This window comes from Gordonia sp. OPL2 (assembly GCF_003797825.1).
Classification (GTDB): Bacteria; Actinomycetota; Actinomycetes; order Mycobacteriales; family Mycobacteriaceae; genus Gordonia.
This window is the reverse complement of the sequence record NZ_RKME01000001.1, coordinates 129,465-149,796: the sequence shown is the minus strand read 5'-3', so window position 1 is coordinate 149,796 and position 20,332 is coordinate 129,465. Positions and strand designations below refer to the sequence as shown.

Below are 20,332 nucleotides of genomic sequence, written 5' to 3'. Positions count from 1 at the left end.
TTCGGTCGTGGTGTTTCTGGGTGGTATGTCGGATTCGGCGGGTCGGCCGACGGCCGCACGAGGGCGCGCTCGGATGCACCAACTCCTCCGGCGGGCTCTCACCAGTGTGCCATGCCCGCGTCGGAGGATGTCCCGAGCGGTTACAGATCGTCGAAGAGACTGCCCGTCGCGTCCTCGCGCGAGCGCACCCCGAAGCTCGCGTTCATGGCACCGGCGGGTGGCGTCAGCCCGAGGTGATGCCAGGCGGCGGCAGTCGCGACACGTCCCCGCGGGGTGCGCGCCATCATCCCGGCGCGGACGAGGAACGGCTCGCAGACCTCCTCGACCGTCGTCGGTTCCTCCCCGACGGCCACCGCCAGCGTCGACACGCCGACCGGGCCTCCCCCGAAGCCCCGGACGAGCGCATTGAGGACGGCACGGTCGAGCCGGTCGAACCCGAGGTCGTCGACGTCGTAGACGGCCAGTGCGGCACGGGCGATCTCGACGGTGATGATGCCGTCGGCGCGGACTTCCGCATAGTCGCGGACGCGGCGCAGCAGACGGTTCGCGATCCGTGGAGTACCGCGCGAGCGACGGGCGATCTCGGTCGAGGCGTCGTCGAGCAGCCGGATACCGAGGATGCCCGCGGACCGACGCAGGACCCGGATGAGCTCGTCGGTCTCGTAGAACTCCATGTGCGCGGTGAAACCGAAGCGGTCGCGCAGGGGGCCGGTGAGCGAACCGGACCGCGTGGTTGCCCCGACCAGGGTGAACGGCGCGACGTCGAGCGGGATGGACGTCGCCCCCGGCCCCTTGCCGACGACGACGTCGACGCGGAAGTCCTCCATCGCGAGATAGAGCATCTCCTCGGCGGGCCGGGCGATGCGATGGATCTCGTCGATGAACAGCACGTCGCCCTCGACGAGGTTCGACAGCATGGCGGCCAGATCCCCCGCCCGTTCGAGGGCCGGGCCGGAGGTGACCCGGATCGCCGCCCCCATCTCGCTGGCGATGATCATCGCCAGCGACGTCTTGCCGAGTCCAGGTGGCCCCGACAGCAGGATGTGATCCGGTGTCCCGCCGCGGCCCTTCGCGCCGTGCAGGACCAGTTCGAGCTGCTCGCACACCCGCGGCTGACCGATGAAGTCCGCCAACGACCGTGGCCGCAGCCCGGCGTCGAAGTCACCGTCGGAGTGCAGCTCGCCCGCGCTCACCTCGCGCTCGTCGGGATCCGGGGGCAGTTCGTTCATCAGGCGGTCTTCCCCAGCAGTGCCAGCGACTTGCGCAGGACCGTGGACGCGTCGGCGTCGGGCGCATCGGCCAACACGGCAGCGACCGCCTTGTCCGCGGGGCCGGTGGTGAACCCGAGCCCGACGAGCGCCTCGGCCACCTGATCACGCACCGCACCCCCACCGGTCACCGGCCCGGCCGTGCCCTGCGCCGCAGGCGCATCGACCTTGTCCCGCAGTTCGACGACCAGACGCTCGGCGACGCGCTTGCCGACACCCGGGACGGTCGTGAGGGCTTTCACATCGGACTCGGCCAATGCCCGCCGCAGCGCGTCGGGTTCGATGACGGCGAGGGTGGCCATGGCCAGACGCGGGCCCACCCCGGTCACGGTCTGCAGCAACGCGAACAGCGCCCGCGCATCTGGCTCGGTGAACCCGTAGAGAGTCATCGAGTCCTCGCGGACGATCATCGAGGTGAGCAGCGTCGCCTCCTCGCCGCGACGGACCGAGGCCACGGTTGCGGGGGTGACCAAGACCCGATAGCCGACGCCCGCGCAGTCGACGACGACGTGATCGAGCGCGATGTCGATCACCGGCCCTCGTACGGATGCGATCATGCCGCTCCCCCCTTGCCCGCGCGCGCCCGTCCCGTCGTGCGACCGGCCGACGCCTGCGCGACTCGCTCGCGGTGGCGTCGGGCGAGCTCCTCCGCCGTCTTCTGTGCCTCGATCATCTTCTCCGTCATCGGACCACGCCAGCAGTGACAGATCGCCAGCGCCAGCGCGTCGGCGGCGTCGGCGGGCCGTGGTTTTGTCTGCATTCCGAGAATTCGCGTCACCATCGTCGTGACCTGCGCCTTGTCGGCGCGTCCGCTGCCGGTCACGGCGGCCTTGACCTCGGACGGTGTGTGGAACCGCACCGGTATGTCGCGCTGCCCGGCGGCCAGCGCGATGACGCCTCCGGCCTGGGCAGTGCCCATCGCCGTCGACACCTGGTTCTGGGCGAAGACCCGCTCGATGGCCACGACGTCGGGTCGGTGCACGTCGAGCCAGTGGGCGGCGGCGGTGTAGATGGCGAGCAGCCGGTCCGCGAGTTCCATGTCGCTGGGAGTGCGCACCACGTCGACGTCGAGCGCGGTGACCGCTCTGCCTTTCCCGGACTCGACGAGCGCGATCCCGCACCTCGTCAGTCCGGGGTCGACTCCCATCACGCGCACGCGGATCCTCCGTCTCGCCGAACCGAACAGTTGTTCGAGATTCTATCGGCAGTCACCGACGACCACGGCGAGCAACACGCGCGGACCATCAGACGACAGCAGGGACAATGGCGGGTGCCATGCCGAGCCTGCAGCCCATCTCCCCCGACGCCCTCGTCGAGCTCGTCTCCGACCTCGCCACGGACGGGCCGGGGCGGCGGATCGTCGCGGTCGACGGCGCCGACGCCGCGGAACCGGTCGCGCTGGCCACAGCGGTCGCCGACCACGTGGAGGCATCGGGGCGCGCCGCGTCGGTCGTGGCCATGGCCGATTTCCTCCGTCCCGCATCGCTGCGACTGGAGTTCGGTCACGCCGACGCCGAGAGTTACCGCACCATCTGGTTCGACCATGCCGCAGTGCGGCGCGAGGTCGTCGACGCGCTGCGGTCGAAGGGGCAGTGGTTGCCGAGGTTGTGGGATCCGGTCCGGGATCGCTCGTTCCGTGACGGGCCGCGCACCGCCGCCATCGATCAGGTCCTGGTCCTCGCGGGTCCGATGGTGCGCAGCAGCGGACTCGTCGTCGATGCGACGGTCGCACTGATCATGAGCGAGGGCGCACTGCGCCGACGCACCCCGGAGGGCGACCTGTGGACGATTCCGGCGCTACTCGAGGACGCCTGCAGCGCACCTGCGCCGGACATCGAGGTCCGCTACGACCACCCCGAGCGGCCCGCGTTCCGGCGGACGAGCTGATCCTCCAGCGGTCGCTCCCGTCAGGCGTCGAGCTCGGCGAGGACGTCGTCGCTCACGTCGACGTTGCTGTAGACGTTCTGGACGTCGTCGGAGTCCTCGAGTGCGTCGATCAGTTTGAAGACCTTGCGGGCGCCGTCGGCGTCGACCGGAACCTCCACGGACGCACGGAAATCGGCCTCCGCCGAGTCGTAGTCGATGCCGGCGTCCTGCAGGGCGGTGCGTACGGCGACGAGATCGGTGGGCTCACTGACGACCTCGAAGGACTCCCCGAGGTCGTTGACTTCCTCGGCACCCGCGTCGAGCACCGCGAGGAGGACGTCGTCCTCGGACTGTCCGTTCTTGTCCAGGGTCACCACGCCCTTGCGGGTGAAGAGGTAGGACACCGAGCCCGGATCGGCCATGTTGCCGCCGTTGCGGGTCATCGCCGTGCGGACCTCACCCGCGGCGCGGTTCCGGTTGTCGGTGAGGCATTCGATCAGGACGGCGACACCGTTCGGGCCGTAACCCTCGTACATGATGGTCTGCCAATCGGCGCCACCCGCCTCCTCGCCGCCGCCTCGCTTGCGGGCCCGCTCGATGTTGTCGTTGGGGACCGAGGACTTCTTCGCCTTCTGGATGGCGTCGTAGAGAGTCGGGTTGCCGGCCGGGTCACCACCGCCGGTGCGCGCCGCCACCTCGATGTTCTTGATCAACTTGGCGAACATCTTGCCGCGCTTGGCGTCGACGACCGCCTTCTTGTGCTTGGTGGTGGCCCATTTGGAATGGCCGCTCATGAGACTCCCGCATCCTTCTCGACAACGATGGCGGCCCGCTCGCGCACGCTCCGGCGACGGCAGGCCCAACGTCAAGATCTTACCGGGCCGGGTCGGCGGGCCGGCCCCGACTCGTCCCGGCCGCCGGTGCCGGGTACCCGATCACCCGGTCGCCGACCGCACCATGTCCACGAAGAACCGGTGCACGCGGCGGTCACCGGTGACCTCGGGATGAAAGGAGGTCGCGAGCACCCGACCCTGCCGGACCGCGACGATCCGGTCCTTGGCCGGCCCGTCGGGCACCCGGGCCAGGACCTCGACGTCCGGTGCGATCGACTCGACCCAGGGCGCCCGGATGAACACCGCGCGCATCAACGGCTGCTCGTGGCCGTCGGTGATCCCGTCGAACCGCAGGTCGGTCTCGAAGCTCTCCACCTGACGTCCGAAAGCGTTGCGACGCACCGTGATGTCGAGGGCGTCGAGATGGCCGGCATCCGGGCGGGTGTCCAGGATGGTGCTGGCCAGCATGATCATCCCCGCGCATGAACCGTAGGCGGGCATCCCCCCGGCGAGCCGGTCCCGCAGCGGCTCGAACAGCTCGAACACGGTGAGCAGGTGGCTCATCGTCGTCGACTCCCCACCGGGGATGACGATCGCATCGACCTCATCGAGTTCGGTGGGCCGACGCACGGGGCGCGCCTGGGCCCCGGCCTCGGTCAGCGCGGCGAGGTGCTCGCGGACATCGCCCTGCAGGGCGAGGACCCCGATCACGGGCGATCCGGCGGCGATCGCTGCGGTGTCGTCGCGCGGGTCGGCCGCGCTCACCGGTCCTGCCGCGCGTGCTGATCGGCCGGCATGTCGCGACCGGTTCGGCTCAGTCCCTCCTGGGTGACCGCCGCGACCATCCGGCCCTCGCGATCGAAGATCCGACCCTGGGTCAGGGCGCGCCCCGCATCGGCCGATGGCGACGTCTGGTCGTAGAGCAACCACTCATCGGCGCGGAAGGGCCGCATGAACCACATCGCGTGGTCGAGGGATGCGGCCTGCGGTTCGACACCGGGGTGCGGCACCTTCGACGACCCGAGCAGCGTCATGTCACTCATGTACGCCAGCGTGCCGACGTGGAAGACCTGATCGTCGGGCAGCCGATGCCGGTAGCGGAACCAGACGCGTTGCTGAGCGGCGAAGTAGTCGGACGTGGTCAACAGCTCCCTCGGCACGACGCGGATGTCGAAGTTCTTCCATTCCTTGAACACCGCCTTCGCCTCCTCGGGGAGATCGGTCATCCGGTCCGGCAGACCGTCCGGCGCGGGCGCCGGGGGCATCCGGTCCTGGTGCTGGATGCCGTGGTCGGTACGTACGTGGAACGACGCCGACATGGTGAAGATCGCCTCGCCGTTCTGGATACCGGTGACGCGGCGGGTCGTGAAGGACCGGCCGTCGCGGATCCGGTCGACCAGGAAGACCGCCGGGATGTCGGGATTGCCCGGTCGAAGGAAGTATCCGTGCAGCGAATGGACGGCGAAGTCGTCCGACACGGTGCGCGTCGCCGACATCAGCGCCTGCCCGGCCACCTGTCCACCGAAGGTCCGCTGGAGGTGACTCGGGAACGCCGGTCCCCGAAAGATGTCGGTCTCGATTGCCTCGACCTGAAGGATCTCTTCGATGGTTGCCACGCCGAACAGTATCTATCGGACAGGCGCCTCCGGGCGATCCGGGTGGCCTCGGCGACGACCGCGAGCAGGCATCTGTAACGCCACCCCCGGTCCCGGACGACAACCCGGGTGCCGCGGCCGTTCCCGAAACCCCCGACCCGGGAACGGCCGCGGCGCTGTGTCGGTGCCCGTCGTCTGTTGGTGGTCAGTCGCGGTCGGTCATGACGTCGTCGATCACAACTCGTCGAGGGAGATGAGGCCGTCCTGGACCGCCCGGGCGACGAGCGCGGCCTTGGTCGGCGCCGCGCGATCGATCTCCGCGTACTTGGCGCGAATCCGTGTGAGATGTGTGTTGACGGTGCCGAGGGAGATGAAGAGTTCCTCGGCCACAGCAGGTTTCGAGTCGACCATCAGCCAGGTGCGCAGCACCTGCACCTCTCGGGTGGTCAGCGACGGGCGCTCCAGATCAGCGATATCAGCCGACGACTCGGCGCAGGCGCAACGGGTGGCCTGTGCCCCGCCATGCCCGGCCGGCGTCACCAGCATCATGTGTGCACGATCGGTCGAGGCGCCGCGGGATCGTGTGATCGTCTCGCCGACGCCGGGTGTCCGGTGTCCGTCCCCCGGAAATCCGGGTAGCGGGCTGCCGGGCAGCGGCATCCGACGCTGCGCCAGGCGAGCCAGTGCCTCTTGGCGTCGTCGGTTCGCCTCGACCCGACGACGTGTATCCCGGTCACGCTCGATCGCTCCGGCGCGGACAGGAGAGTGATGCTGCGGAATGTACTGGGCGGTGACTGTCATGGCGTGTCCTCACTCGTCCGGGGGCATCTCCGTCGTTCTGCCCCGCTGTCGTGAGTTAGACGCTACGAATCGGCGTCAGGTTCCAGGATGCGCAGAACTACTCGGATTCCGGTGGGGACTACTCACCTGACCTGCGACGACCGCACCCGGCGTCGGAGGAGTCCTCAGTCGGTCTCCTCGACACCCTCGTCGGAGGTGGCCTCCTCGAAGGTGCCGTCCTCGGACACGGTCGCGCCGACTTCGACCACCACGACGGTGACGTTGTCGTGGGCTCCGAGCGCGAGTGCACCCTCGACGAGTGACTCGGCGGCGACCTCCGCACTCTCGGCCCCGCCGAGGATGTCGGCGATCTCCTCGTCGGGCAGCTCGCCCGTGAGTCCGTCCGAGCAGACCAGGATGATGTCGCCGGGAAGTGCGGCCAGCGAGAAGAAATCGGCCTGGGGTTCGGCCATTCCCGCGCCGAGCGCACGGGTGATGACGTTGCGCCGCGGGTCGACCCGCGCCTGCTCGCGGGTGATGAACCCCGCGTCGACGAACTCCTGCACCTGGGAGTGGTCGACGGTGAGCTGCTCCAGGACGCCGCTCTGCAGACGATAGGTCCGTGAGTCGCCGATGTTGAGCACCAACCAGTGTGGCTCGCCCTCGTGGGTGACCAGGACCGCGCCGGTGGCGGTCGTCCCCGCTCGACGATCGGATTCGGTCGCGATGGCGCCGATCTTGCCCTGCGCCACCGCCAACAGTTCGATCAGCTGGATCTGTGTATCGGTCTGCTCGCCCATCGCCGGGATGTCGGCCAGGGTCACCAGGGCCGCCTCGCTGGCGATCTCACCGCTGTCGTGGCCGCCCATGCCGTCGGCGAGCAGATAGATGCCGGGTGCGACGAGAGCCGCGTCCTCGTTGGTCTCGCGCACCCGGCCGACGTTGCACACCACTGCCCAGTCGAGCCGGAGTCCGCCGAGTGTGTGGGTGCCGCAACGGGATGCGTCCCGCACAATGGTCGCCGAGTCCATGGTCAGCAGATCCTACGGCAGATCGGACTACCAGCCCCGTTCGGCGAGCCGATGCGGTTGCGGGATGTCATCGACATTGATCCCGACCATCGCCTCTCCGAGCCCGCGCGACACCTTCGCGAGCACGTCGGGATCGTCGTGGAAGGTCGTCGCCGCCACGATCGCCGCCGCACGCTGCGCCGGGTTGCCCGACTTGAAGATCCCCGATCCGACGAACACACCCTCGGCACCGAGCTGCATCATCATCGCCGCATCGGCCGGCGTCGCGATACCGCCCGCGGTGAACAACGTCACCGGCAGCTTGCCCGCCTGCGCCACCTCCGCCACCAACTCGTACGGCGCCTGCAATTCCTTTGCCGCCACATACAATTCGTCACTCGGCAACGACGTCAACCGCCGGATCTCATCACGAATCCGGCGCATGTGCGTCGTCGCGTTCGAGACGTCACCGGTGCCGGCCTCGCCCTTGGAGCGGATCATCGCCGCCCCCTCGGTGATCCGCCGCAACGCCTCACCCAGATTCGTCGCGCCGCACACGAACGGCACCGTGAACGCCCATTTGTCGATGTGGTTGGCGTAGTCGGCCGGGGTCAGCACCTCCGACTCGTCGACATAGTCGACACCGAGGCTCTGCAGCACCTGCGCCTCGACGAAATGCCCGATCCGCGCCTTGGCCATCACCGGGATCGACACGGTCGAGATGATGCCGTCGATCATGTCGGGGTCACTCATCCGCGACACACCGCCCTGCGCACGGATGTCTGCGGGCACGCGCTCGAGTGCCATGACGGCGACCGCACCGGCGTCCTCGGCGATCTTCGCCTGCTCGGGGGTGACCACGTCCATGATCACGCCACCCTTGAGCATCTCGGCCATCCCCCGCTTGACCCGCGCGGTGCCCTGCCCGACCGTGGGCGCCACGTCGCGGTGGCCGTTGGCCCCCGTTCCGTTCGCAGCCGCGCCGTTGAGGCCGTTCACGGCGTCCGGTCCGGGAGTGTTCCCTGACTGGGGTTGACTCACTGATGTCTCCTGGGTCGTCATGTCCGGCGCGCAGGCCGGCACCGCATCGATGCGGATGTCACCCTCAAGTCTAGGCGAGCGTGTCGACACGATTCATCGGCCACCTCGGTGTACGCCCGTCGCCGACCGGGCTCGTGGCTCGGTGGGCGTGCCGCCGAGGCACCGGGGCGGTCAGGAGCCGCTGCTCGGCGTGACCCGTTCGATGATCTCGAAGAACTGCGGCAGTTCGGCGGTACCGCCCAGGTGCAACCACCGGACGAGACGCCGTTCGGCCAGATTCCGGGTGTCGCGCACGGCGTCGTTGTAGAAGCGACGCGCCATCATCACCCGCGTCTCGGCGTCGGCGAGTTCGACGACGAGTCCCTGCGGGCGGCTCTGGGTGTCGGTCTGGGCGAGCAATCCCGACACCCGGTTCTCCGCCTGCTCACGGAACTGCGGTGCTGCGTGTTCGGCCTGGTCTGCGGCGACGGCGAGCGCCTGGCCCGCGGCACGAGCGTCCTCGTCGTAGCTGGCGATCATCCCGGCCGCGATGGCCCGGGCGACGACGGAACGCCGGGCGAGCGCCGCGTCGAGTGCCTGCCGGGCGAGGTCCACACGCACGTTCAGTCGGTCGAGGCGGTTCGCGGTCTGGAACGCCCACCCGCCGGCCAGGACGGCGAGCAGGATGATCACCCCGACGATCACGATGGTCAGGCCTGAGATGGTCACGAGCTCCCCCTGTGGTGTCTGATCGGCGGCGCGGGTCTGGGTCGAACCCTAGGGCGTCGGACCCCGGGGCGTCGACGCCTGGGGCGCTGCACCCCGGGCGTTCGAACGCGGTTGTGCGGCTTGAAGGTCCGGGCGTCGGCCGCTGTACTCAGTCGGACACGACGACCGGTCCGGTTCCGACGGTCACGGTGTCGTACACCCGCAGGATCTGATCGGCGACCCGTGACCAGTCATACCGATCGGCGCGGCGGCGGCCGGCCTCGACCAGTTCGGCCCGCGCCTCGTCGTCTCCGAGCAGTTCGATGACCGCCTCCGCGAGATCGTCCGACGATCCCGTACGGACGAGTCGTCCGGCGCGACCGTCGTCGAGGACCCGGCGGAACGCGTTGAGATCGCTCGCGACGACCGCGGCACCCGCGGCCATCGCCTCGACGAGGACGATGCCGAAGCTCTCGCCACCGAGATTCGGTGCGCAATAGACGTCCGCCGAGCGCAGTGCGCGCGCCTTGGTGTCGTCGTCGACCTGCCCGAGGAACACCAGGTGCTCGGCCAGCGCGCCCGCACGGCGGCGGAGAGCGCGTTCGTTCCCGCCGCCGACGACGAGGACCCGCACGTCCGGAAAGCTCTCCACCACTGCGGGTAACGCACGCATGAGGATGTCGATACCCTTGCGCGGCTCGTCGTAGCGGCCGAGGAACAGGATGGTGTGACCCGGCCAGGGGTGTCCGTCGAGCGGGCGCGCGTTCTCGAAGAACGCCACGTCGATCCCGTTGGGGATCTCGACCGCGTCGGAGCCCAGCGATTCCATCTGCCAGCGGCGCGCGAGTTCGGACACGGCGATCTTCCCGGAGATCCGTTCGTGATAGGGCCGCAGGATGCCCTGGAACACGGTGAGCCACAACGATTTCGTGGTCGACGTGTGGAAGGTGGTGACGATCGGTCCGGACGCCACCATCAGCGACAGCATCGAGATGCTCGGCGCATTCGGTTCGTGGACGTGCAGGACGTCGAATCCGCTCTCGTCGACCCACTTGCGCAGCCGCAGATAGCCGGTCGGACTGAAGCTCAGACGCGACACCGATCCGTTGTACGGAATGGCGAGAGCCGGTCCCGCGGAGACGACATAGTCCGGCAGTGGCGTCTCGGGGGCCGACGGCGCGAGGACGCTCACCTCGTGTCCACGCTCGATGAAGACCTGCGCGAGTTCGACCACGTGGGCCTGCACACCGCCGGGCACGTCGAACGAATACGGGCAGACCATCCCGATTCTCATCGTTCGACCTCGCCCGCCGCGGCCTCCCCCGTCGGGGTCTCCTGCCTGGTCAGTCGCGCACGCCGCTCATCGGACCAGTCCGACTCCCACAGCGGCTGCAGCATGTGCCAGTCCTGCGGGTGCGCCGCGATGTTCGTGGCGAACACATCCGCGAGGGCCTGGGTCGCTGGTCCGACCCCGCCGGACACGTCGATCGGACGACCGCAGGAAGCGATCGAGGTGGGCGACTCGGTGAACCAGTGATGGACCGGGATGAGCGCGGCACCCGTCTCGATGGCCAGCCGTGCCGGTCCCGCGGGCATCCGTGTGCGCTCGCCGAAGAAGGTGACGGGAACGCCGTGTCGGGCGAGATCGCGTTCGCCGAGCAGGCAGATGATCTTGCCGGCCCGCAGACGTTCGGCGAGCAGCCCGAACGGCGGCTGTTCCCCGCCGCTGAGGGGGAAGATCTCGAAACCGAGGGACTCGCGGTACGCGACGAACCGGTTGAACAGAGATTCCGGTCTGAGCCGCTCGGCGACCGTGGCGAACTGACCGTAGTGCTGCACGAGCCAGACTCCGGCCATGTCCCAGTTCCCGCTGTGCGGAAGAGCGAGGATGACGCCCTTGCCCTTGGCGACCGCGTCGTCGAGGATTCCGTGGTCCTCGTCGGGCAGCGTCATCGTTGCCGCAGTCGTGGCCAGATCCTGGGCCGGCAGCCGGAACGCCTCACACCAATAGCGGGCGTAGGAGCGTACGGCGTCGGCGACGAGGTCGTCGGGCACCTCGTCCGGTGTGGTCGCGATGACGCGGGCGAGGTTGCGTCGCAACTGTTCCGGGCCACCGTTGCGGCGACCGGCAAGCTCGCCCGCCCGGTCGAACAGTCCGCGTGCCAGGGATTCCGGAGCGTGGCGCACCGCGGCCCACCCGGCCGCGTAGCCCAGATCCGAGAGCCTCGCGCTGACCCGGCTCATCGGTGCATCTCCCCCGTCGTCATGGGTGTCAGTGTGCCCCGGCCTGGGGTTGGGTGCCCGATGTCGGGGGCTCCTCGTCGGGAGTCGTGTCGGCCGGCACGGTCTCGTCGTCGGAGGAGGTGGCCAGCGGGATGAGATCCCGGGCACCCGGCGAGTTGTGGATCGACCACATCCGCTGTCCGACGGTGATCACCGAGAGCACGGCCAGGGCCCACATGGCGATGTGGATCGCCCAGGACAGTCCCAGACCGGTGAGTCCCGAGCCGACGAGCACGATGATCAGTCGGTCCGGGCGTTCGATCCAGCCGCCGTCACCATTGAGGCCGCTGGCCTCGGCACGCGCCTTCGCGTAGGAGATCACCTGGGAGGTGACCAGGCAGATCAGGGTCGCGACGAGCAGGAGCTGATGCGGCTCAGTGAAGACACACCACCACGCGAGCCCGGCGAAGATGGCACCGTCGGCGATGCGGTCACAGGTGGCGTCGAGGACGGCACCGAACCGCGTGCCACCCCCGCGGGCCCGTGCCATCGCGCCGTCGAGCATGTCGAACATGACGAACAGCCAGATGACCAGCGTGCCGGCGAACAGATACCCCATCGGGAAGAGGGTCAGCGCCGCGGCGATCGTGGCCGCCGTGCCGATCAGGGTCATGACGTCCGGACTGAGACCGGTGCGCAGCAGCGCACGACCGAGCGGCAGGGTCACCTTGGACACCGAGGCCCGGCCCCGGATGCTCAACATCTGACCGCTCCCTTCGTCCGCGACCCGGTCTCCGGGATCACAGTTGTTCTGACCAGGCCGACGACAGCAACGACCGCGTGTCGCGCAGCAACTGTGGCATGACCTTCGTCTCCCCGACAACCGTGATGAAGTTCGCGTCGCCGATCCAGCGCGGGACGATGTGCTGGTGGAGGTGTTCGGCCAGCGACCCGCCCGCGGCGTAGCCGAGGTTGAGTCCGACGTTGAACGCGTTCGGGTTCGACACCGCCTTGATCGTGCGGATCATCCGCTGCGTGAACGCCATGAGCTCCGCGGATTCGTCCGCGGTCAGCGCCTCCAGATCGGCGACCTGCCGATACGGGACGATCATCGTGTGACCGGGGTTGTACGGGTACAGGTTGAGCACGGCGTACACCGACTTGCCCCGGGCCACGATCAGCCCGTCCTCGTCCGACATCAGCGGGATGTCCAGGAACGGATGACCGGTCGACTTCGACGACGGCGGCGGATCCGCGGTGATGTAGGTCATCCGGTGCGGACTCCACAGCCGCTGCAGCCGGTCCGGGTCCCCGGTTCCGCAGTCCCGGATCTCGGCCGGGTCCCCCTCAGACGTCATCGGTCCCCTCGGCCGGTCCGACGAGCTCCGACACGGCCTCGGCCGTCGGGGACTCGTTGCGGCGCTCCGCGATCCATTCGGCGATGAAATCGGCGGCCCGATCAACGGGGACACCGTTGACCTGGGAGCCGTCGCGGAACCGGAAGCTGACCGCATCGGCGCTGACGTCGCGCTCGCCGGCGAGGAGCATGAACGGCACCTTACCGGTCGTGTGGTTGCGGATCTTCTTCTGCATCCGGTCATCGGAATGGTCGACCTCGGCGCGCACGCCACGACGCCGCAGTCCGTCGACCACCGTCTGCAGGTGATCGGCGAATGCCTCCGCGACCGGTATGCCGACGACCTGGACCGGGGCCAACCAAGCCGGGAAAGCACCGGCATAGTGCTCGGTGAGCACCCCGAAGAACCGTTCGATCGAGCCGAACAGGGCGCGGTGGATCATCACCGGGCGATGCTTGTTGCCGTCCGGTCCGGTGTATTCGAGCTCGAAACGCTCCGGCTGGTTGAAGTCGAGCTGGATGGTCGACATCTGCCAGTTGCGACCGAGGGCGTCCTTCACCTGCACCGAGATCTTCGGTCCGTAGAAGGCGGCGCCGCCCGGATCGGGCACGAGGTCGAGCCCGGATTCGCGCGCCACCTCCGCCAGGGTGTTGGTCGCGATCTCCCACGATTCGTCGTCGCCGACGAACTTCTTGGGATCCTTGGTGGACAGCTCCAGGTAGTAGTCGTCGAGGCCGTAGTCCTTGAGCAGGTCGAGAACGAACGTCAGCAGCGACCGCAGTTCGTCGCGCATCTGCTCGCGCGTGCAGTAGATGTGCGCGTCGTCCTGGGTCATCCCACGCACACGGGTGAGGCCGTGCACCACGCCCGACTTCTCGTACCGGTAGACGGACCCGAACTCGAAGAGCCGCAACGGCAGCTCGCGATAAGACCGCCCGCGCGACCGGAAGATCAGGTTGTGCATGGGGCAGTTCATCGGCTTCAGGTAGTAATCCTGTGCCGGCTTGCGAATGCTGCCGTCCTCGTTGAACTCCGCGTCGAGCTGCATCGGCGGGAACATGCCGTCGGCGTACCACTCGAGATGGCCCGAGACCTCGTAGAGGTGCGACTTGGTGATGTGCGGGGTGTTGACGAACTCGTATCCGGCCTCGGTGTGACGGTGACGCGAGTAGTCCTCGAGCTCCTTGCGGATGACGCCGCCCTTGGGATGGAACACCGGCAGCCCCGACCCGAGTTCATCGGGGAAACTGAACAGGTCGAGCTCGGCGCCCAGCTTGCGATGGTCTCGGCGTTCGGCTTCCGCGAGCAGCTCCAGGTACTCGTCCTGGGCCTCGGTCGATTCCCAGGCGGTGCCGTAGATCCGCTGCAGATCGGCGTTGTCCTGATCGCCACGCCAGTAGGCGGCGGAGCTGCGGGTCAGCTTGAAGGCGGAGATGTACTTGGTCGTCGGCACGTGCGGGCCACGGCACAGATCGCACCAGATCAGTTCGCCGGTGCGGGGATTCAGATTGTCGTAGGCGGTCAGTTCGGCACCGCCGACCTCCATCACCTCGCTGTCGGCGGCGGCGCCCTTGTCATCGATCAGCTCGAGCTTGTACGGCTCGGCGGCGAGTTCCATCCGGGCCGCGTCCTTCGACGCGTAGACCCGTCGCGAGAACCGCTGCCCCGACTTGATGATCTGCTTCATCTTCTTCTCGAGCGCCGCGATGTCCTCCGGGGTGAACGGCTCGGCGACGTCGAAGTCGTAGTAGAAGCCGTCCTTGATCGGCGGACCGATGCCGAGCTTGGCGTCGGGGAACAGGTCCTGCACTGCCTGCGCGAGGACATGCGCGCAGGAATGGCGGATCACGCTGCGGCCGGCCTCGGTGTTCGCCGCCACCGGCTCGACGTCGGTGTCGAGCTCGGGCGCCCAGGACAGATCGCGCAGGGCTCCCGCCGCATCGCGGACGACGACCACTGCCTCGGGCCCCTTGTTGGGCAGTTCGAGTTCGCGTAGCGCCGTGCCCGCGGTGGTCCCGGCCGGCACACGGATGGTGGCGGAGTGGGGCACCTGGCGTTCGTCGGGCACGGGGAGGCTCCTAGCAGTCGTAACACGCCGCGCGTGTCGGTTGGGTTCGGTTGCAGTCTGATCGTATCTGCGCGGCCTCGCGCGCCCGCACCCGCCGACCGATTGGCGGCATGGGCGGATCGGTCAGGAGAAGATCGGGCTGTCGAGCCACCCGGCGTCGATGTTCACCCACCCCGCGATGAGCCCCAGCGCTCCGAGCAGCCACAGGGTCGCGACCACGATCGCCGCGGTGCCCAGCCACACCGCGGTCTGCACCGACCAGTGCTGCCGACCGATCCAGTCGATCCACGCGTCGTATTTCCCCCGCGCGAACGTCAGTAGACGGTGTGCCCACGCGAACTCCGAGGCGAGGATACCCAGACCGAGGAAGACGATGAGCCATCCCGGTCCCGGGTACGGGATGGCGACGATCCCGCCGGCCAGCACGATGGCGCCGACGATGCCGACACCGATCCGGTAGGTGCGATACAGCTTCGGGTTGCGCCGGATGAGATAGCGCCGTTGACGGCCCCAGAGCCGCAACCGTTTCCAGGCCGACATCTTCCCCTGTTCCGTGACCGATCTGAGAAGTTTTTCGCCCGCCACCCTACGCGACGGGCACTGCCGGGTCCGTCGCGCACGCACGGGGCGCGGGAGTGACGGTCCGTCGCAGGTGACGGTCGACGACCAGCGTGGCGACGATCGTGATGAGCAGCACGAGCGGGTAGCACCCCGCATAGAGGATCACGGCGAGACGGTCGTACCACTGTGGATCCGGCCATCGCGGCATCATGAAGAGTCCCAGCGCGATCGCGTGATCGGAACCCAGTCGCGGACCGCTGTTGTACCAGTGATGCCACCACGTGAACGACAACGTCACGATCCCCGCCGGACCCAGCCAACGCCACCAGGCCGACCATCCGGAGTCGCACAGCCCCCGATAGGCGAGGTCGAAGGCGACGACGAACAAGGGGACGAACCACACCCAGTGATGGCCCCACGAGAACGGTGAGACGGTGGCCGCTGTCATGCCGACGATGGTCACGGCGAGCAGCTCCTGCCCGCGCCGGTGAGCCACAAGAGCGGCCCAGATCCCGAGTCCGGCGGCGACGAGAGCGATCGGCATCCACAGCCACCACGGCGCCTCGTACAGCGGGATGCCGCGCACCGGGTGGGCGAATCGTCGGACGTCGAAGTAGGCCAGCATCTGTGAGAGGAACCCGTTGACCGACTGATTGGCGGGTGAATCGACGCGGCCCACCCGCGCCGCTCCGCCGACATGATCGGTCCAGTACCCCCACGCGTCGCGCGGGATCACCAGCAACCCGACGACGATCGTCGCGGCGAACGTCGCCACCCCGGTCGCCAGCGCCCGCCACTGCCGTCCGGCCGCGAGATAGAACAGGAAGAAGCCCGGGGTCAGTTTGAGACCCGCGGCGATCCCCACACCGATGCCTTTGAGTCGCGATCCGGGCCTGATCAGCTCCAGCAGGACAAGATCCGCGACGACCAGTGCCATCAGGAAGATGTTGATCTGTCCCAGCCAGATGGTCGTGCGGACGGGTTCGAGCACGGTCGCGCACACGGTGAGCAGCGCGCCGAACGTCCAGAGTCGCCCGTCGAGCCGGTATCCGAGGCTGCGGAAGCCCAGCACGATCACCAGCATCAACGCCGCCGCGGTGGCCACCCACCAGACGACGGCTGCGGTCATCTGGGTCATCCACGCGAACGGGATCAGCACGAGCGCGGAGAATGGCGGATAGGTGAAATCGAGGCCCCAGAGCACCGGCCCCGCGTAGAGCGGATGGTCGTCGAGCACGGTCTGCGACCCCGCCCGATACACCCGGAGATCGGTGTAGTTGCTGAACAACCCGTAGAACGGATTGGTCGGGGACACCGCGGTCAGATGCCAGACGACGACGGCGAGCGCGGCCAGTGCGGTCACGCCGATCAGCCACCAGGTGATCTCGGGTGCGGCACGCCGGTCTCCCGCTCGGGGATTCTCGGCGGTACCGGCGCGCACGAAGCGAACGTACTCGCAGGTGGCACCCCGGGGCGAGGCGAATCGCCGTGTCGCCGGAAAGGTCGTTTTTGCGCCGCGATCGACGCGGTGCGCTCAGGATCTGCGGTAGGTGACCAGCTGCACCCCACTGGCGAGGGCACCGTGGCTCTGCAGTGTGAGGCCGGTGGCGTGTGCGGTGTCGGGGAACACCCGGAATCCGGAGCCGAGGATGACCGGGAACACGGCCAGGCGCAGTTCGTCGACGAGTCCCTCTGCCAGCAGATGGTGGACGAGGGTGCGGCTGCCGGCGACGAGGACGACTCCGTCGGTCTCGTCGCGCAACTGCTGGACGGATTCGGTGAGCGGTCCCTCGAGCACCTGCGAGTTGGCCCAGGAGAGCGTGGACAGCGTGCTCGTCACGACCCGTTTGGGCATCGTGTTCATCTTGTCGGCGAATCCGTCGTCGTCCTCGTAGTGCGGCCACGCGCCGGCGAACGACTCGTAGGTGCGTCGCCCGAGCAGATGTACTCGCGCCTCGAGGATCTCGCCCAACTTGGCCCGCCGCAGCTCGGGTGTGTGGAAATCGAAGGTCCAGCCGGTGTGGGGGTAGCCCTCCTCGCCGCCCGGCGCCTCCATCACACCGTCGACGGACACGAACTCCGACACCACGATCTCGCCCACCGGACCTCCACCTGGTGCCGACCGCACCCTCGCCATGACCGTCGTCCCGCCGACGAGGTCGCCGACGACGCGACCACTGGAACACGTCCCTCCGATCAGTTCACCAGAATGTGAAACAAGTCACAGGGAGATGGACCAGAATCAGTCATGCGCATCCGCTGGTCGGTCCTCTGTGCCCTGGTCCTGGTCACGGCTCTCGCGGCGTGTGGTTCTGACGGCGCCTCTAGCGGCACGTCGTCGGCGCCGTCCTCGGCCGCGTCGACCGATCCGGCGAAGGCCGAGCAGATCGTGCGCATCGTCGAGGACGTGATGGCCGCCAAGCACCTGAAGGCCGCCATCGTCCGCGTGACCGCCGACGGCAAGGAGGTGGTCACGCGTGCGTTCGGTGAGTCGATGACCGGAATCCCCGCAACCCCTGACATGCACTTCCGCAACGGTTCGGTCGCGATCGCCTATGTGTCGGCGGTACTGCTGCAGTTGGTCGAGGAGAAGAAGGTGTCCCTCGACGACACCATCGGGCGGTGGGTGCCGCAGATACCGAACAGCGACAAGGTCACCCTGCGTCAACTGGCGACGATGACGTCCGGATACCAGGACTACGTGTTGGGCAACGCCGGGTTCGAGACCGAGGAGCTCACCAACCCGTTCAAGGCCTGGACGACCGATGAGATGCTGTCGTACGCCATCGACAAGCCGCTGCTCTATCCGCCCGGTACGAACTGGAACTACGCGCACACCAACTACGTGATCCTCGGACTCGCGTTGGAGAAGATCACCGGCCGGTCCATGCAGGATCTGATCAAGGAACGGATCCTCGATCCACTCGGTTTCGCGAACACCCGGGCGGACCTCACCGCCGTCATCCCGCAGCCCGTCCTGCACGCCTTCAGTTCCGAGCGACGGGGCATCCTGAACCTGCCGCCGACGACACCGTTCTACGAGGAGACGACCTTCTGGAATCCGTCGTGGTCCATCACCCACGGCGCCATCGAGACGTCGAACATCTACGACGTCGAGGCCACCGCACGGAAGTTGTTCGCGGGTCAGACCCTGTCGCCCGAGTCGTATCAGACGTTTGTGTCGACCGCCTTGCGCGGCACGACCCGTCCGCAGCCGGGCTGTTCGACGTGTATGGCGATGAGTGAGCGGTACACCTACGGGATGGGTGTGGTGATCACCGGCGACTGGATTCTGCAGAACCCGCTCTTCAACGGTTACGCCGCGGTCACCGGATACCTCCCGTCGCAGAAGATCGCGATCGCGGTCGCCGTGACGTTCCTGCCGGAGGCATTCGGTCCCGACGGCGGCTACGAGAACGGCGGGAACACGATCTTCGCGCGCGTCGGAGAGTTGATGGCGCCCGACGACGCGCCTCCGCTCCCCAAGGACTGATGAGCCATGCCGGACACGTCGTACGCGCCGTGTGGCGAGCTGAGCCTGGCGTACCAGGTGGTCGGCGACGGCCCGATCGAGCTCGTCTTCGTCGGGCCGATGGTCACCCACCTCGAGCTGTTCTGGACGGTGCCCGAGTTCAAGGCGTTCTTCGATCAGATCGGGACCTATTGTCGCGTATTGCTTTTCGACAAGGCAGGCGTCGGTCTCTCCGATCCCCTCCCCCGGGTGCGCACGCTCGACGACCGGGTCCGCGAGATCGAGGCGGTGATGGACGCAGCCGGTTTCGACCGGGCGGCCGTCCTCGGCATGAGCGAAGGTGGTTCCCAGGCCGTCTTCTTCGCCGCACAACGACCGGAACGCACGCGGGCGCTGATCCTCTACGGTTCGTTCGCGTTCCTGGCCGGCGCGGAGTGGCGAGCCATCGATGGCGATCCCGTCGAACTCCGCTCGCGGATCGCCGGTGAATTGGGTGAGGACTACACACCCGCACTGGACAAGATCGTCGGTCTCCAGGAACTGGCCCGCGCCACCGAGTCCGCATGGGGCACGGGCGCTGCGGCGAAATCCATGTTCCCGTCGATCAGATCGGTGCGTCAGCTCGCCATGGTCGAACGGATGTGCGCCAGTCCGGGAATGGCCCGCGCCACGCTGCGGTCGAACATGACGATCGATGTCCGGCCGATCCTGTCGACCCTGAGCACGCCCACACTGGTGATCCACGCGATCGACGAGACCATCCCGATCCAATGCGGGCGCTACCTGGCCGACCACATCCCCGACGCGCGATGGCTGGAGGTGACCGGCGTCGACCACGCGCCGTGGGCCACCGAGCCCGACCGCATCCTGACGTCGATCGAGGAGTTCCTCACCGGCGGCCATGCGGCGCCGGCACAGTCGCATCGAGCGCTGCGCACCGTGTTGTTCACCGACATGGTCGCGTCCACCCGGTATGCCGAGGCCGCCGGCGACGAACGGTGGCGGGCGGTCCTGCAACGATTCGGTGAGGTCACCGGAGATCACACCAGCCGGTTCGGCGGAACGGTCGTGAAGAGCACGGGCGACGGCTTTCTCGCCACCTTCGACGGCCCGACGCAGGCCATCCGCTGCGCCGAGGCGCTGCGGGCGGACACCGAGATGCTCGGGATCGAGATCCGGGCCGGTATCCACGCCGGCGAGTGCGAACTCATCGACGACGACATCGGGGGTATCGCCGTGCACATCGCGGCGCGGATACTCGGTCACGCGGGCGCCGGGGACATCCTGGTCTCACGGACGGTGCGTGATCTCGTGGTCGGTTCGGGGACCGGGTTCGCCGATCGCGGAACCGTCGAGCTGCGCGGCATTTCCGGGACGTGGCAGTTGCTGGCCGTCGAACGACATGGACCGCGAACCGGTTCTGCGGAGGCCGAATTGGTGTCCACTCCGACTCCGGGAGCGCGCTCCACGATGCGCCGTGCGGACCGCGCGGTGGCGATGATGGCGCGGCGGACGCCGTGGATACTTCGTGGGGTGGCCCGACTTGGTCCGACCGAGGGCCGTGAGTGAG

At 68.2% G+C, this 20,332-nt stretch carries 21 protein-coding genes; 3 read left to right on the top strand and 18 right to left on the bottom strand.

Annotation, left to right across the window (positions count from 1 at the left end; all coding sequences use genetic code 11):
* Positions 1 to 140: 140 nt before the first annotated feature.
* Genes ruvB through ruvC form a run of 3 tightly spaced genes read right to left on the bottom strand, consistent with a single transcriptional unit; the run spans position 141 to position 2,424 of the window.
* Positions 141 to 1,229: a Holliday junction branch migration DNA helicase RuvB gene (gene ruvB / locus EEB19_RS00735; protein WP_187582238.1), complete on the bottom strand. Its 1,089-nt coding sequence runs from the start codon at positions 1,227 to 1,229 to the stop codon at positions 141 to 143.
* Positions 1,229 to 1,825, bottom strand: coding sequence for a Holliday junction branch migration protein RuvA (gene ruvA, locus EEB19_RS00730; RefSeq protein ID WP_187582236.1), 597 nt, complete (start codon positions 1,823 to 1,825; stop codon positions 1,229 to 1,231). The genes ruvB and ruvA overlap by 1 nt, the downstream gene beginning before the upstream one ends.
* Positions 1,822 to 2,424: a crossover junction endodeoxyribonuclease RuvC gene (gene ruvC, locus EEB19_RS00725; RefSeq protein WP_187582234.1), complete on the bottom strand. Its 603-nt coding sequence runs from the start codon at positions 2,422 to 2,424 to the stop codon at positions 1,822 to 1,824. The genes ruvA and ruvC overlap by 4 nt, the downstream gene beginning before the upstream one ends.
* A gap of 119 nt (positions 2,425 to 2,543) precedes the next feature.
* On the opposite strand from ruvC, the gene EEB19_RS00720 reads away from it, so the two are divergent.
* On the top strand, positions 2,544 to 3,155 hold the full coding sequence (locus EEB19_RS00720; RefSeq protein ID WP_187582232.1) for a hypothetical protein: 612 nt from the start codon (positions 2,544 to 2,546) through the stop codon (positions 3,153 to 3,155).
* Positions 3,156 to 3,175: 20 nt separating this feature from the next.
* Here the strand turns inward: EEB19_RS00720 and EEB19_RS00715 are convergent, their stop codons facing one another.
* The 15 genes from EEB19_RS00715 to EEB19_RS00645 all read right to left on the bottom strand — a co-directional run bounded on the left by EEB19_RS00715 (position 3,176) and on the right by EEB19_RS00645 (position 17,391).
* A complete protein-coding gene (locus EEB19_RS00715) occupies positions 3,176 to 3,928 on the bottom strand; it encodes a YebC/PmpR family DNA-binding transcriptional regulator (RefSeq protein ID WP_187582230.1) in 753 nt (250 codons plus the stop codon).
* Positions 3,929 to 4,069: 141 nt separating this feature from the next.
* Positions 4,070 to 4,696: a pyridoxal 5'-phosphate synthase glutaminase subunit PdxT gene (gene pdxT / locus EEB19_RS00710; protein WP_187583025.1), complete on the bottom strand. Its 627-nt coding sequence runs from the start codon at positions 4,694 to 4,696 to the stop codon at positions 4,070 to 4,072.
* 32 nt (positions 4,697 to 4,728) lie between these two features.
* Positions 4,729 to 5,583 (bottom strand): acyl-CoA thioesterase II, encoded by an 855-nt coding sequence (locus EEB19_RS00705; protein ID WP_187582228.1) that lies wholly within the window; start codon positions 5,581 to 5,583, stop codon positions 4,729 to 4,731.
* A 213-nt stretch (positions 5,584 to 5,796) separates the two neighbouring features.
* Positions 5,797 to 6,363: a helix-turn-helix transcriptional regulator gene (locus EEB19_RS00700; protein ID WP_187582226.1), complete on the bottom strand. Its 567-nt coding sequence runs from the start codon at positions 6,361 to 6,363 to the stop codon at positions 5,797 to 5,799.
* 164 nt (positions 6,364 to 6,527) lie between these two features.
* A complete protein-coding gene (locus EEB19_RS00695; RefSeq protein ID WP_187582224.1) occupies positions 6,528 to 7,373 on the bottom strand; it encodes a PP2C family serine/threonine-protein phosphatase in 846 nt (281 codons plus the stop codon).
* A gap of 27 nt (positions 7,374 to 7,400) precedes the next feature.
* Positions 7,401 to 8,393: a pyridoxal 5'-phosphate synthase lyase subunit PdxS gene (pdxS, locus tag EEB19_RS00690; RefSeq protein ID WP_187582222.1), complete on the bottom strand. Its 993-nt coding sequence runs from the start codon at positions 8,391 to 8,393 to the stop codon at positions 7,401 to 7,403.
* Between the two features lie 171 nt (positions 8,394 to 8,564).
* Positions 8,565 to 9,101 (bottom strand): NUDIX hydrolase, encoded by a 537-nt coding sequence (locus EEB19_RS00685; protein WP_187582220.1) that lies wholly within the window; start codon positions 9,099 to 9,101, stop codon positions 8,565 to 8,567.
* Positions 9,102 to 9,249: 148 nt separating this feature from the next.
* Positions 9,250 to 10,374 (bottom strand): glycosyltransferase family 4 protein, encoded by a 1,125-nt coding sequence (locus EEB19_RS00680; RefSeq protein WP_187582218.1) that lies wholly within the window; start codon positions 10,372 to 10,374, stop codon positions 9,250 to 9,252.
* Complete coding sequence (locus EEB19_RS00675; protein WP_187582216.1) at positions 10,371 to 11,324, bottom strand: phosphatidylinositol mannoside acyltransferase; 954 nt, start codon at positions 11,322 to 11,324, stop codon at positions 10,371 to 10,373. Before EEB19_RS00675 ends, EEB19_RS00680 begins: the two co-directional genes overlap by 4 nt.
* Positions 11,325 to 11,352: 28 nt before the next feature.
* Positions 11,353 to 12,066: a phosphatidylinositol phosphate synthase gene (pgsA, locus tag EEB19_RS00670; RefSeq protein ID WP_187582214.1), complete on the bottom strand. Its 714-nt coding sequence runs from the start codon at positions 12,064 to 12,066 to the stop codon at positions 11,353 to 11,355.
* A 37-nt stretch (positions 12,067 to 12,103) separates the two neighbouring features.
* Positions 12,104 to 12,661, bottom strand: coding sequence for an HIT domain-containing protein (locus EEB19_RS00665; RefSeq protein ID WP_187582213.1), 558 nt, complete (start codon positions 12,659 to 12,661; stop codon positions 12,104 to 12,106).
* Positions 12,651 to 14,729, bottom strand: a complete 2,079-nt coding sequence (gene thrS / locus EEB19_RS00660; protein WP_187582211.1) for a threonine--tRNA ligase — start codon at positions 14,727 to 14,729, stop codon at positions 12,651 to 12,653. The genes EEB19_RS00665 and thrS overlap by 11 nt, the downstream gene beginning before the upstream one ends.
* A 123-nt stretch (positions 14,730 to 14,852) precedes the next feature.
* Positions 14,853 to 15,269, bottom strand: a complete 417-nt coding sequence (locus tag EEB19_RS00655) for a TIGR02611 family protein (protein ID WP_187582206.1) — start codon at positions 15,267 to 15,269, stop codon at positions 14,853 to 14,855.
* A 46-nt stretch (positions 15,270 to 15,315) separates the two neighbouring features.
* Positions 15,316 to 16,731, bottom strand: a complete 1,416-nt coding sequence (locus tag EEB19_RS00650; protein WP_262365348.1) for a glycosyltransferase 87 family protein — start codon at positions 16,729 to 16,731, stop codon at positions 15,316 to 15,318.
* Between the two features lie 93 nt (positions 16,732 to 16,824).
* Positions 16,825 to 17,391 (bottom strand): dihydrofolate reductase family protein, encoded by a 567-nt coding sequence (locus EEB19_RS00645; RefSeq protein WP_187582202.1) that lies wholly within the window; start codon positions 17,389 to 17,391, stop codon positions 16,825 to 16,827.
* Between the two features lie 147 nt (positions 17,392 to 17,538).
* Between EEB19_RS00645 and EEB19_RS00640 the strand changes: the two genes are divergently transcribed.
* Entirely contained in the window at positions 17,539 to 18,783 is a 1,245-nt protein-coding gene (locus EEB19_RS00640; RefSeq protein ID WP_187582199.1) for a serine hydrolase, read from the top strand.
* A 6-nt stretch (positions 18,784 to 18,789) separates the two neighbouring features.
* Positions 18,790 to 20,331, top strand: coding sequence for an adenylate/guanylate cyclase domain-containing protein (locus tag EEB19_RS00635; RefSeq protein ID WP_187582197.1), 1,542 nt, complete (start codon positions 18,790 to 18,792; stop codon positions 20,329 to 20,331).
* Position 20,332: the final 1 nt, after the last annotated feature.